This is a genomic window from Noviherbaspirillum humi, assembly GCF_900188095.1.
GTDB lineage: Bacteria > Pseudomonadota > Gammaproteobacteria > Burkholderiales > Burkholderiaceae_D > Noviherbaspirillum > Noviherbaspirillum humi.
The window spans coordinates 1-11,881 of record NZ_FZOT01000026.1; the positions used below are offsets into that span (position 1 = coordinate 1).

General features: G+C 61.3%; 11 protein-coding genes. 9 read left to right on the forward strand and 2 right to left on the reverse strand.

Features of this window, described 5'->3' with window-relative positions; genetic code table 11:
- A partial coding sequence (locus CHB88_RS22445) for an ATP-binding protein (RefSeq protein ID WP_245845189.1) occupies positions 1-246 on the forward strand: 246 nt, incomplete at its 5' end.
- A gap of 98 nt (positions 247-344) precedes the next feature.
- Positions 345-1,274 (forward strand): patatin-like phospholipase family protein, encoded by a 930-nt coding sequence (locus CHB88_RS22450; RefSeq protein ID WP_089401594.1) that lies wholly within the window; start codon positions 345-347, stop codon positions 1,272-1,274.
- Between the two features lie 15 nt (positions 1,275-1,289).
- Here the strand turns inward: CHB88_RS22450 and CHB88_RS22455 are convergent, their stop codons facing one another.
- Positions 1,290-1,850: a C40 family peptidase gene (locus tag CHB88_RS22455; RefSeq protein ID WP_089401595.1), complete on the reverse strand. Its 561-nt coding sequence runs from the start codon at positions 1,848-1,850 to the stop codon at positions 1,290-1,292.
- Between the two features lie 234 nt (positions 1,851-2,084).
- On the opposite strand from CHB88_RS22455, the gene CHB88_RS22460 reads away from it, so the two are divergent.
- From CHB88_RS22460 to greA, 4 genes are all read left to right on the forward strand, one after another.
- Positions 2,085-2,492 carry a GlcG/HbpS family heme-binding protein gene (locus CHB88_RS22460; RefSeq protein WP_089401596.1) on the forward strand — a complete coding sequence of 136 codons (408 nt, stop codon included), beginning with the start codon at positions 2,085-2,087 and terminating at the stop codon, positions 2,490-2,492.
- Between the two features lie 228 nt (positions 2,493-2,720).
- Complete coding sequence (gene carA, locus CHB88_RS22465; protein ID WP_089401597.1) at positions 2,721-3,872, forward strand: glutamine-hydrolyzing carbamoyl-phosphate synthase small subunit; 1,152 nt, start codon at positions 2,721-2,723, stop codon at positions 3,870-3,872.
- Entirely contained in the window at positions 3,865-7,095 is a 3,231-nt protein-coding gene (gene carB, locus CHB88_RS22470; protein ID WP_089401598.1) for a carbamoyl-phosphate synthase large subunit, read from the forward strand. Before carA ends, carB begins: the two co-directional genes overlap by 8 nt.
- Before the next feature lie 101 nt (positions 7,096-7,196).
- Positions 7,197-7,673: a transcription elongation factor GreA gene (gene greA, locus CHB88_RS22475; RefSeq protein WP_089401599.1), complete on the forward strand. Its 477-nt coding sequence runs from the start codon at positions 7,197-7,199 to the stop codon at positions 7,671-7,673.
- Positions 7,674-7,761: 88 nt separating this feature from the next.
- On the opposite strand, the gene yhbY is transcribed toward greA, so the two are convergent.
- Complete coding sequence (gene yhbY, locus CHB88_RS22480; RefSeq protein ID WP_089401600.1) at positions 7,762-8,238, reverse strand: ribosome assembly RNA-binding protein YhbY; 477 nt, start codon at positions 8,236-8,238, stop codon at positions 7,762-7,764.
- Between the two features lie 32 nt (positions 8,239-8,270).
- Between yhbY and CHB88_RS22485 the strand changes: the two genes are divergently transcribed.
- The 3 genes from CHB88_RS22485 to folP all read left to right on the forward strand — a co-directional run bounded on the left by CHB88_RS22485 (position 8,271) and on the right by folP (position 11,866).
- The gene (locus tag CHB88_RS22485) at positions 8,271-8,915 is read left to right on the forward strand and encodes an RlmE family RNA methyltransferase (RefSeq protein ID WP_089401601.1); all 645 of its coding nucleotides are present in this window, start codon (positions 8,271-8,273) and stop codon (positions 8,913-8,915) included.
- A gap of 134 nt (positions 8,916-9,049) precedes the next feature.
- Positions 9,050-10,936 (forward strand): ATP-dependent zinc metalloprotease FtsH, encoded by a 1,887-nt coding sequence (ftsH, locus tag CHB88_RS22490; protein WP_089401602.1) that lies wholly within the window; start codon positions 9,050-9,052, stop codon positions 10,934-10,936.
- 90 nt (positions 10,937-11,026) lie between these two features.
- The gene (folP, locus tag CHB88_RS22495) at positions 11,027-11,866 is read left to right on the forward strand and encodes a dihydropteroate synthase (RefSeq protein ID WP_143131435.1); all 840 of its coding nucleotides are present in this window, start codon (positions 11,027-11,029) and stop codon (positions 11,864-11,866) included.
- The last annotated feature ends 15 nt before the right edge of the window (positions 11,867-11,881 follow it).

The following is an 11,881-nucleotide window of genomic DNA, read 5'->3' on the forward strand; positions in this document are numbered from 1 at the left end:
ATCGGCATCGAGCCGGGCCATATCGGGCGGCTGACGGAGCGCTTCTACCGGGTGGACAAGAGCCGGTCGCGGCAGACGCAAGGCACCGGGTTGGGACTGGCCATTGTCAAGCATGTGCTCATGCGCCATGGCGCCACGCTGAGCATCGAGTCGGAGCCCGGCAAAGGCAGTACGTTCAGCGCGCGCTTTCCCTCGAATGCGCTGGCGAAGCAGGGCGAAGAGGCGGTCCCGACGCACGGGCGTTAAACCGCGGCGAACGCTGGGCGCATGGAAACCGGCGTGGGCTACAATCGCCTGCCGCCGCCTAGCCGGCGTGTTCCCTCAATAATTCCGGTCCGTCATTCATGTCTTCGCTACGCCTCCTGAAAACCTTCCTTGTTCCGCTCGCCGCAGCCATCCTCGCTAGTTGCGGCAGCGCGCCATCCCTGCCTTCCGTTTCCTCCGTCGCAAGTGCGCCGCCCCCTGCCAAGGTGGTGCGTCCGGTTCGCATCGGTCTCGCCCTCGGCGGCGGCGCGGCGCGGGGCTTTGCCCATATCGGCGTAATCAAGGCGCTGGAGGCTCAGGGCATCGTCCCGGACATCGTGGTCGGCACCAGCGCCGGCAGCGTGGTCGGTGCTCTCTATGCGGCCGGCAACAACGGCTTCGCCCTCAACAAGCTGGCGCTGGAAATGGATGAAGCCACGATCTCGGACTGGTCGGTGCCGCTGTTCGCCAAGGCGACCGGCGTGCTGAAGGGCGAAGCACTGCAAAACTACATTAACCGAACTATCGGCAACCTGCCGTTGGAAAAAATGAAAATCCCGTTCGGCGCGGTGGCGGCCAACTTGGCGAACGGTAGCGCGGTGCTGTTTCAACGCGGCAATACCGGCCAGGCGGTGCGTGCCTCTTCGGCGGTGCCGGGTGTTTTCCAGCCGGTGCGAATTGGCGAAGTGCAGTATGTGGATGGAGGGTTGGTTTCACCCGTGCCCGTACGTTTCGCGCGTCAGATGGGCGCCGATTTCGTCATCGCGGTGAATATCTCTGCCTCGCCGGAAGCTCAGCCAGCCACCAGCAATACGATCGACATGCTGCTGCAAACCTTCGCCATCATGGGCCAGACCATCAACCAGTTCGAATTGCGAGAGGCGGACGTGGTGATCCAGCCCAGGCTCGGCACGATGAAAGGCAATGATTTCCCTGGCCGGAACACGGCAATTCTCGCCGGCGAACAGGCCGCGGTCGCGGCGTTGCCGGCGATTCAGCAGAAGCTAAGGCAGAAACGCGAAGGGGCGTGAAAGAAAGGGCCGTGCTTAATGCTGGTCCTGGTTTTGGCTCACAATGCGCCGAGCGCCGTTGAAGCGGGCCTTCCAGTAGCTCAAATCCATGCTTTCGATGCGAATGCGTCCGCCGGCGGACGGCGCATGGATGAAGCGATTGTCGCCGAGATAGATGCCGACATGGGAAAAGCTGCGTTTCAGAGTGTTGTAGAAAACCAGGTCGCCAGGCTTCAGCTCGCTCGGGTCGATCTGCTCGCCGACCCGGCTGATCTCTTCGGAAGTGCGGGGCAGATTGGCCGCTCCCGCTTCCTTGAAGACGTAACGCACCAGACCGCTGCAATCGAGACCCGCTTCCGGGTCGGAACCGCCGAATTTATAACGGATGCCGATCAGGCTCATGGCGCGCAGGGCAAGTTCGGAGGCGCGGGTGGAGAAATCCTGCAGCTTTGCAATGGCATTGCTTGTAACAGCCGATCCTGCCAGCAGAAGGTCGCTTGCATGGCTGCTCATCGGTGCGGTAATACTGAGCGCTGCGGCGAGAATCAGGCGATTCATCGGCTTGCGCCAAACCGAAGGGATGTGTGTTCTTGCCATCTTAATAAGATTTCCTCAAGGACACACGACTGTAAAGGATTTGGAAATGTCTGTCAAAACAAATTCTTGGAAGAAAGATTTGATGTTTCCAAATGTTTTGCGAGTTGACGCGGAAAAGGCTTAGTCCATTTCGGCTGGCGGCTCGGCTGGATGCGGAAAGCTGACGTACCGGCGCGTGATGCGGGTGTTGCATGCCTGTCGTACAATGCCGCGTTCAATCAACAAGGAGAAGAGATGCAAACCAAGCAAATCCTCGGTCTGGAAGAGATCAAGAAAATCGCCGCCGCTGCTGAAGCGGAAGCCAAGGCCAACAACTGGGCCGTGACCATATCCATCGTCGACGACGGCGGGCATCTGCTCTGGTTGCAGCGCCTCGACGGCGCCGCGCCGATTTCGGCCCACATTGCTCCGGCCAAGGCACAGACTGCAGCACTCGGCCGCCGCGAAACCAAGATCTATGAGGACATGATCAACAACGGCCGCTTCTCCTTCATGAGTGCGCCGACGCTGGAAGGCATGCTGGAAGGCGGCGTACCCATCGTCGTCAATGGCCAGGTCATCGGCGCCGTAGGCGTGTCGGGCGTGAAATCCTCCGAAGACGTGCAGATTGCCAAGGCCGGCATCGCCGCGCTCGGCGCCTGAGCAACCAGTCAATAAAAGACAGGCGGCGAAAGGGGATTCCGGCGTCGGAGCGGATTGCTCGAAGAGGGGCTTTCCGCTATAATCTCGCGGTTTATCCAATTTCGTCCGCCGTAGCGCATAACCCCTCCATCCCGCCAAAAAGACTCATGCAAGCCAAGGCGCAATGCCGTCTGGCGCACGATCGTTCAGGCGCAGCGCAACGGCGGTAACCATCTCAGGAGTTACCCCTTGCTGCCATTCTTTTCTGGCCACAGTGTTCCGGCCATCCTCGCGCTCGCAGACGGGTCCATCTTCCAGGGTTTTTCCATCGGCGCCCCCGGCCATACCATCGGCGAGGTGGTGTTCAACACCGCCATGACCGGCTACCAGGAAATCCTGACGGACCCCAGCTACAGCCGCCAGATCGTCACGCTGACCTATCCGCATATCGGCAATGTCGGCGCCAATCCCGAGGATGTCGAATCCGACCGTATTCATGCCGCCGGCCTGATCATCAAGGACCTGCCGCTTTTGACGTCGAATTTCCGCTCCAAGCAGAGCCTGTCGGATTACCTGAAGTCGGAGAACGTGGTCGGCATTGCCGGCATCGATACCCGCAAGCTCACCCGCATCCTGCGCGAGAAGGGCGCCCAGAATGGCGCCATCCTGGCCGGCGAGGCGGACGTCGAGAAGGCGCTGGCGCTGGCCAAGTCCTTCCCGGGGCTGAACGGCATGGATCTGGCGAAGGTGGTGTCCACCACCAAGACCTACGTCTGGAACGAAAGCGAGTGGAAGCTCGGCGAGGGCTACGGCAAACAGGAAAACCCCAAATATCACGTGGTCGCCTTCGACTACGGCGTCAAGCGCAACATCCTGCGCATGCTGGCCGAACGCGGCTGCAAGATCACCGTACTGCCGGCCCAGTCGACCGCCAAGGATGCGCTGTCCCTCAAGCCTGACGGCATCTTCCTCGCCAACGGCCCGGGCGATCCGGCGCCCTGCGACTACGCCATCGCGGCTACCAAGGACCTGATCGAGCGCGGCATTCCGACCTTCGGCATCTGCCTCGGCCACCAGATCATGGCGCTGGCTTCCGGCGCCAAGACGCTGAAGATGAAGTTCGGCCACCATGGCGCCAACCATCCGGTGCAGGACCTGGATACCAAGCAGGTAATGATCACTTCGCAAAACCATGGCTTCGCCGTGGACCAGGATTCGCTGCCGGCCAACTGCCGCGTGACCCACGTGTCCCTGTTCGACGGTTCCCTGCAGGGCTTCGAGCGCACCGACAAGCCGGCCTTCTGCTTCCAGGGCCACCCCGAAGCGTCACCCGGCCCGACCGACGTCGCCCCCTTGTTCGATCGCTTCGTGGCGATGATGGAGAAACACAAAAATGCCTAAGCGTAACGACATCAAAAGCATCCTGATCATTGGCGCCGGCCCGATCGTCATCGGCCAGGCCTGTGAATTCGACTACTCCGGCGTGCAGGCCTGCAAGGCGCTGCGCGAAGAGGGTTACCGCGTCATCCTGGTCAACAGCAATCCGGCCACCATCATGACCGACCCGGAGATGGCCGACGTCACCTACATCGAGCCGATCACCTGGCAGATCGTCGAACGCATCATCGACAAGGAGCGTCCCGACGCCATCCTGCCGACCATGGGCGGCCAGACCGCGCTCAACTGCGCCCTCGACCTGCACCGCAACGGCGTGCTGAAGAAATACGACTGCGAACTGATCGGCGCGTCCCCGGAAGCCATCGACAAGGCCGAGGACCGCTCCAAGTTCAAGCAGGCGATGACCAAGATCGGCCTCGGTTCCGCCCGTTCCGGCGTGGCGCACACCATGGAGGAATCCTGGGCGGTGCAGAAGGAGATCGGCTTCCCGGTCATCATTCGCCCATCCTTCACCATGGGCGGCACCGGCGGCGGCATCGCCTACAACGCGGAAGAATTCGAGGCCATCTGCAAGCGCGGCTTGGAAGCCTCGCCGACCTCCGAACTGCTGATCGAGGAGTCCCTGATCGGCTGGAAAGAATTCGAGATGGAGGTAGTGCGCGACAAGAAGGACAATTGCATCATCGTCTGCTCGATCGAGAACCTCGATCCGATGGGCGTGCACACCGGCGATTCCATCACTGTGGCGCCGGCGCAGACGCTGACCGACAAGGAATACCAGATCATGCGCAACGCCTCCATCGCGGTGCTGCGCGAGATCGGCGTCGATACCGGCGGTTCCAACGTGCAGTTCTCCATCAATCCCAAAGATGGCCGCATGATCGTCATCGAGATGAACCCGCGCGTATCGCGTTCGTCGGCGCTGGCTTCCAAGGCCACCGGCTTCCCGATCGCCAAGGTCGCGGCCAAGCTGGCGGTGGGCTTCACCCTGGATGAACTGCGCAACGAGATCACCGGCGGCGCTACCCCGGCCTCGTTCGAACCGAGCATCGACTACGTCGTCACCAAGATCCCGCGTTTCGCCTTCGAGAAATTCCCGGCGGCGGACAACCATCTCACCACCCAGATGAAGTCGGTGGGCGAAGTGATGGCCATCGGCCGCACCTTCCAGGAATCCTTCCAGAAGGCGCTGCGCGGCCTCGAAGTCGGCGTCGACGGCATGAACGAGAAGACCCGCGACCGCGAGACCATCGAGGAGGAGCTCGGCGAGCCGGGGCCGGACCGCATCTGGTACGTCGGCGATGCGTTCGCCCAGGGCTTCTCCCTGGAGGAAGTGCACCAGCTGACCCATATCGATCCGTGGTTCCTGGTGCAGATCAAGGAAATCGTCGACATCGAATTGTGGCTGGAAAAGCAGTCTCTGGAAGAAATCGATCGCGATACCCTGTTTCGCCTGAAGCAGAAGGGCTTTGCCGATCGCCGCCTGGCCAAGCTGCTCAAGACGACCGACACCGCCGTGCGCGAGAAGCGCCGCGCACTCAACGTGCGTCCGGTGTACAAGCGCGTGGATACCTGCGCCGCCGAGTTCGCCACCCGCACCGCCTACATGTACTCTACCTATGACGAAGAGTGCGAGGCCCAGCCGACCGACAAGAAGAAGATCATGGTGCTTGGCGGCGGTCCGAACCGCATCGGCCAGGGCATCGAGTTCGACTACTGCTGCGTGCATGCGGCGCTGGCGATGCGCGACGACGGCTACGAGACCATCATGGTCAACTGCAACCCGGAGACCGTATCGACCGACTACGACACTTCCGACCGCCTGTACTTCGAGCCGCTGACGCTGGAAGACGTGCTGGAAATCGTCGACAAGGAAAAACCGCTGGGCGTGATTGTGCAGTACGGCGGCCAGACCCCGCTGAAGCTGGCGCTCGACCTCGAAGCCAACGGCGTGCCCATCGTCGGCACCTCGCCGGACATGATCGATGCCGCCGAAGACCGGGAGCGCTTCCAGAAGCTGCTGCACGAACTCGGTCTGCGCCAGCCGCCGAACCGCACCGCGCGCACCGAAGACGAAGCACTGCGCCTAGCGCAGGAAATCGGCTACCCGCTGGTGGTGCGCCCGTCCTACGTGCTGGGCGGCCGGGCGATGGAGATCGTTCATGAGCAGCGCGACCTGGAGCGTTACATGCGCGAGGCGGTCAAGGTATCGAACGACTCGCCGGTGCTGCTGGACCGCTTCCTCAACGATGCCATCGAGGTCGACGTCGACTGCCTGTCAGACGGCAAGCGCACCTTCATCGGCGGCGTGATGGAACACATCGAACAGGCCGGCGTGCATTCGGGCGACTCCGCCTGCTCGCTGCCGCCGTACTCGCTGTCGCCGGAAACCATCGACGAGCTGAAGCGCCAGACGGCGCTGATGGCCAAGGGATTGAACGTGGTCGGCCTAATGAATGTGCAGTTCGCCATCCAGCAGCAGGAAGTCGACGGCAAGACCAAGGACGTGGTTTTCGTGCTGGAAGTGAACCCGCGCGCATCGCGCACGGTGCCTTACGTGTCCAAGGCGACCGGACTGCAGCTGGCGAAAATCGCCGCGCGCTGCATGGTCGGCCAGTCGCTGGAATCCCAAGGCATCCAGAACGAGGTCGTGCCGCCTTACTACAGCGTCAAGGAAGCGGTGTTCCCGTTCGTCAAGTTCCCGGGCGTGGATACCATTCTCGGACCGGAAATGAAGTCGACCGGCGAGGTGATGGGCGTGGGCAAGACCTTCGGCGAAGCCTTCGTCAAGTCGCAGATGGGCGCCGGCGTCAAGCTGCCGCGTTCCGGCAAGGTGTTCCTCAGCGTGAAGAACAGCGACAAGCCGCGCGCCGTGCAAGTGGCGCGCGATCTGGTGACGCTCGGATTCTCGGTGGTCGCCACCAAGGGCACGGCTGCGGCAATAGAAGCGGCCGGCATCCCGGTGCAGACGGCGAACAAGGTCGTCGAAGGCCGTCCGCACGTGGTCGACATGATCAAGAACAACGAGATCGCCCTGGTCATCAACACCGTCGAGGAAAAGCGCAGCGCCATCGCCGATTCCCGCGCGATCCGGACCTCGGCCCTAGCGGCGCGCGCCACGACCTTCACCACCATCGCCGGCGCCGAGGCGGCGGTCGAAGGCATGCGCTATCTGGACGAGCTGAATGTCTATGATTTACAAGGTTTGCATAACACCTTAAACTAGGTCCAAGCAAATCCCCCTAATCAGCCACAGAGGTCACAGAAAGTGCCGCAGTACTGGCACTGTTTGTGACCTCTGTGGTTTTCATTTGCAGAAATTAATACATGAGCACAGTACCTCTTACCAAGCGCGGCGCGGAACTCCTGAAGGAAGAACTGCAACGCCTGAAAACCAAGGATCGTCCTGCCGTCATCAATGCCATTTCCGAAGCACGCGCTCAGGGCGACCTGTCGGAAAACGCCGAGTACGACGCCGCCAAGGAGCGACAAAGCTTCATCGAAGGCCGCATCGCCGAACTCGAAGGCAAGCTCAGCGCCGCCCAGGTCATCGACCCCGCTACGCTGGATGCGGAAGGCCGCATCGTGTTTGGTTCCACCGTCGACCTGGAAGATCTGGAGTCGTCGCAGAAGGTGACCTATCAGATCGTCGGTGAAGACGAGGCTGACATCAAGGAACGCAAGGTTTCGGTCACTTCACCAATCGCGCGCGCACTGATCGGCAAGCATGCCGGCGATGTGATCGAAGTGCAGGCGCCGTCCGGCATCCGCGAATACGAAGTGCTGGACGTGCGGTATATCTGAATCCGATGGAATTGGCCGGCTGGCCGCTGCAAGTGCAGCGCAAGGCCGGTATCTCTGGACGGCAGTTTGATTGACTGCCGCATTAGGCTCAGCGCGAACGGCCGAGCGCGGATTTCTTGGTGCTGCTCTGCCGGACCTTGGCGCGCTTGATGTTACCCCCTGCAGTCACCCGTTCGTTGCCCTTGAGCAGAACCTTCTGCACGGTTGGCTTCTTGGTGCCGCTCGAGCTGGGCTTGACGATCGTCACTTCCCGCAGCCCTTTGCCGCGCTTGCCGCGAGCGTCCGACTTTTCTTCTTTCTTGGGGCGGTAGAGCACCAGCAGCTTGCCGATGTGCTGCACCGGCGCGGCACCGAGTTCGCTGCAGATGGATTCGTACATGCCGATGCGCGCTTCGCGGTCGTCGCCGAAGACGCGCACCTTGATCAATTCATGGGCATTCAGGCTGGAGTCGATTTCCTTCATGACCGAAGGCGTCAATCCGGATTCGCCGATCATGACGACCGGGTCGAGGGCATGCGCCTGGGACCGGAGGTCGCTGCGCTGCGCAGGTGTGAGTTTCAACATGGTTAATCCCTTAAAAGCGGTATTCTACGCGAATGGCCAAAAACAAATTGAACAAAAACTGGTTGCATGACCACGTAAACGACCCCTACGTCAAGCAGGCGCAGAAGGAAGGATATCGCGCACGCGCGGTGTACAAGTTGAAGGAGATCGACGATGCGGAGAAGCTGATCCGCCCGGGCCAGGTGATCGTCGACCTCGGCTGCGCGCCCGGCAGCTGGGCCCAGTACGCACGCAACAAGCTGGCGGGAAAAGAGGGCGGCGGCATCCATGGCACCATTGTCGGCCTCGACCTGCTGCCGATCGAGCCCATCGCCGACGTGCATTTCATTCAAGGGGACTTCCGCGAGGAGTCCGTGCTGCAGCAGCTTGAGGCGGTGCTGGAAGGCCGCAAGGTGGATTTCGTTATGTCCGACATGGCGCCCAACCTGTCCGGCGTGGCGGTGACCGATGCCGCCCGCGTCGAGCATATCGTCGACCTCGCGCTCGACTTCGCCCAGGCCCACCTGAAACCTTCGGGGGCACTGCTCGTCAAATGTTTCAATGGCTCAGGCTACACCCAGCTCGTTGAAAAATTCAGGCAGCAGTTCAAGACCGTCATTCCGAAGAAGCCCAAGGCTAGCCGGGACAAGTCCTCCGAGGTTTTCCTGCTGGGAAAAATTCTCAAGAATCCTCTCTAATCCCTTGAATTTGGGACGCCGCCTATTGATTTTCGCCGGCTTTGCCGCATCTGGCGTCTGGTAAGCGCGGATTATTGCTGTAGAATCGGTTTCACATGCCTTGACAATGGGCGCGCGGCGTCCAAGGAGTTCTAGTGAACAATATGTTTTCCAAAGCCGCCATCTGGGTGGTGATAGCCTTGGTGCTCTTCACGGTGTTCAAGCAATTCGACGGGCGCACCCTGTCGGGCGGCGCGACCCCGATTCCTTATTCCGATTTCCTGGATGAGGTGAAGTCGAAGCACATCAAGGAAGCGACGATCGAGGACCGCACCATCGTGGCGACGACGCAGGATGGCAAGCGGATCAAGACAGCGGTCACCTACCTCGACCGCGGCCTGATCGGCGACCTCATCAACAACGGCGTCAAGTTCGACGTCAAGCAGCCGGAAGAACAGTCGTTCCTCTCCCAAGTATTCATTTCCTGGTTCCCGATGCTGCTGCTGATCGGCGTCTGGGTGTTCTTCATGCGCCAGATGCAGGGCGGCGGCAAGGGCGGCGCCTTCTCCTTCGGGCGCTCCAAGGCGCGCATGCTGGATGAAGCCAGCAACAACGTGACCTTCGCCGACGTCGCAGGCTGCGACGAGGCCAAGGAAGAAGTCCAGGAACTCGTCGACTTCCTGCGCGACCCGACCAAGTTCCAGAAGCTGGGCGGCCGCATCCCGCGCGGCGTGCTGATGGTCGGCCCCCCAGGTACCGGTAAAACCCTGCTGGCCCGCGCCATCGCCGGCGAAGCCAAGGTGCCGTTCTTCACCATCTCCGGTTCCGACTTCGTCGAAATGTTCGTCGGCGTGGGCGCTTCCCGCGTCCGCGACATGTTCGAGAACGCCAAGAAGCATTCGCCTTGCATCATCTTCATCGACGAGATCGATGCGGTCGGCCGTCATCGCGGCGCTGGCATGGGTGGCGGCAACGATGAGCGCGAACAGACACTGAATCAGTTGCTGGTCGAGATGGATGGTTTCGAAGCCAATTCCGGCGTCATCGTGATCGCTGCGACCAACCGGGCCGACGTACTCGACAAGGCGCTGCTGCGTCCGGGCCGCTTCGACCGCCAGGTGATGGTCGGCCTGCCCGACATCCGCGGCCGCGAGCAGATTCTGTATGTCCACATGCGCAAGGTACCCATCGCTCCGGACGTCAAGGCCGATATCCTTGCCCGCGGCACCCCCGGCTTCTCCGGCGCCGACCTGGCCAATCTGGTGAACGAGGCCGCCCTGTTTGCCGCCCGTCGCAGCAAGCGCCTGGTGGAAATGCAGGACTTCGAGGATGCCAAGGACAAGATCGTGATGGGCCCGGAACGCAAGTCCGCCGTCATGCGCGAGGAAGAGCGCCGCAACACCGCCTTCCACGAATCGGGCCACGCCGTCGTCGCCAAGCTCTTGCCGAAGGCGGACCCGGTGCACAAGGTCACCATCATGCCGCGCGGCTTCGCCCTCGGCCTGACCTGGCAGTTGCCCGAGCATGACCGCGTCAACATGTACAAGGACAAGATGCTGGAAGAGATTGCCATCCTGTTCGGCGGCCGGATCGCTGAGGAAATCTTCATGCATCAGATGTCGACCGGCGCCTCCAACGACTTCGAGCGTGCCACCAAGCTGGCCCGCGCCATGGTGACCCGCTACGGCATGTCGGAGTCTCTCGGTACCATGGTGTATGAAGACAGCGAGCAGGATGCCTATTTCGGACGCATGACGTCCAAGACGGTATCCGAGGCCACCCAGCAGAAGGTGGACACGGAAATCCGCCGCATCCTGGATACCCAGTATGCGCTGGCCCGCCGTCTCCTCGAGGAAAACAAAGAGAAGGTGGAAGTCATGGCCAATGCATTGCTCGAGTGGGAAACCCTCGATGCGGAGCAGGTCAACGACATCATGGATGGCCACGATCCGCGTCCGCCGAAGGCTGGCCTGCCGGTTCGCAAGCCGTCTCCTGACAATACTTCGGGCGGCGTGTCGCCGAACGCGCCGGCACCGGCTTAACATCAGGCACCGGCCATGGTTTAATACTGGCCGCAACGCATCAGCAAGGGTGAGGAGCGATCCTCACCCTTTTTTTGTTTTGGAAAGACGATGACAAATTTCCAGTGTGGCCGCTTCCGCTTCCCGATGACAGGCCCCAAGGCCAGGCCGCTCGTGATGGGGATACTCAATGTCACGCCGGATTCGTTTTCCGATGGCGGCCGCTTCCAGTCTCTGGACTTCGCCATGACCCATGCCGAGCGCATGATGGCCGACGGCGTCGACATCATCGACATCGGCGGTGAATCCAGCCGCCCCGGCGCCCCGGCGCTGCCTCTGCAGCAAGAGCTGGACCGGGTGATGCCGGTCATCTACGCCTTGCGGGATTGCGGCAAGGCCATCTCCATCGACACTTACAAACCCGAAGTCATGCGCGAAGCGCTCATTGCCGGCGCCGACATGATCAACGACATCGGCGGATTCGGTGCTCCGGGCGCGTTGACTGCAGTCAAGGATAGCGAAGCCGCCCTATGTATCATGCATATGCAAGGCCAGCCGCAAACCATGCAGGCTCAGCCGGCATATGCCGACGTCATTTCCGAGGTTGCCGCGTTTCTCGAGCAGCGAGTAAAGGACGCCGTGGCTGCGCAAATTACGCCCGACAGGCTTTGCATAGATCCGGGTTTCGGATTCGGCAAGACGGTCGACCATAACTATGCTTTACTGAAGAACCTGCGTACATTAGGCGAACGAATCGGCCTGCCTGTTCTGGCAGGCATGTCGCGCAAGTCCATGATCGGCCAGATCACCGGTCGTCCGGTTGAACAGCGGCTGGCTGGCAGCCTGGCGGCGGCGATCGCGGCGGTTGCCCATGGCGCGATGCTCGTGCGCGTCCATGATGTCGCTGAGACGGTTGATGCACTCAAAGTCTGGCAAGCTGCCAGACCGTAATCGATAGGAAAAGAA

Bases quoted from the DNA above. Each gene is read 5' to 3' on its own strand.
- CHB88_RS22450 (WP_089401594.1), top strand. From the start codon at position 345: ATGTCTTCGCTACGCCTCCTGAAAACCTTCCTTGTTCCGCTCGCCGCA.
- CHB88_RS22455 (WP_089401595.1), bottom strand. From the start codon at position 1,850: ATGGCAAGAACACACATCCCTTCGGTTTGGCGCAAGCCGATGAATCGC.
- CHB88_RS22460 (WP_089401596.1), top strand. From the start codon at position 2,085: ATGCAAACCAAGCAAATCCTCGGTCTGGAAGAGATCAAGAAAATCGCC.
- carB (WP_089401598.1), top strand. From the start codon at position 3,865: ATGCCTAAGCGTAACGACATCAAAAGCATCCTGATCATTGGCGCCGGC.
- greA (WP_089401599.1), top strand. From the start codon at position 7,197: ATGAGCACAGTACCTCTTACCAAGCGCGGCGCGGAACTCCTGAAGGAA.
- yhbY (WP_089401600.1), bottom strand. From the start codon at position 8,238: ATGTTGAAACTCACACCTGCGCAGCGCAGCGACCTCCGGTCCCAGGCG.
- CHB88_RS22485 (WP_089401601.1), top strand. From the start codon at position 8,271: ATGGCCAAAAACAAATTGAACAAAAACTGGTTGCATGACCACGTAAAC.
- folP (WP_143131435.1), top strand. From the start codon at position 11,027: ATGACAAATTTCCAGTGTGGCCGCTTCCGCTTCCCGATGACAGGCCCC.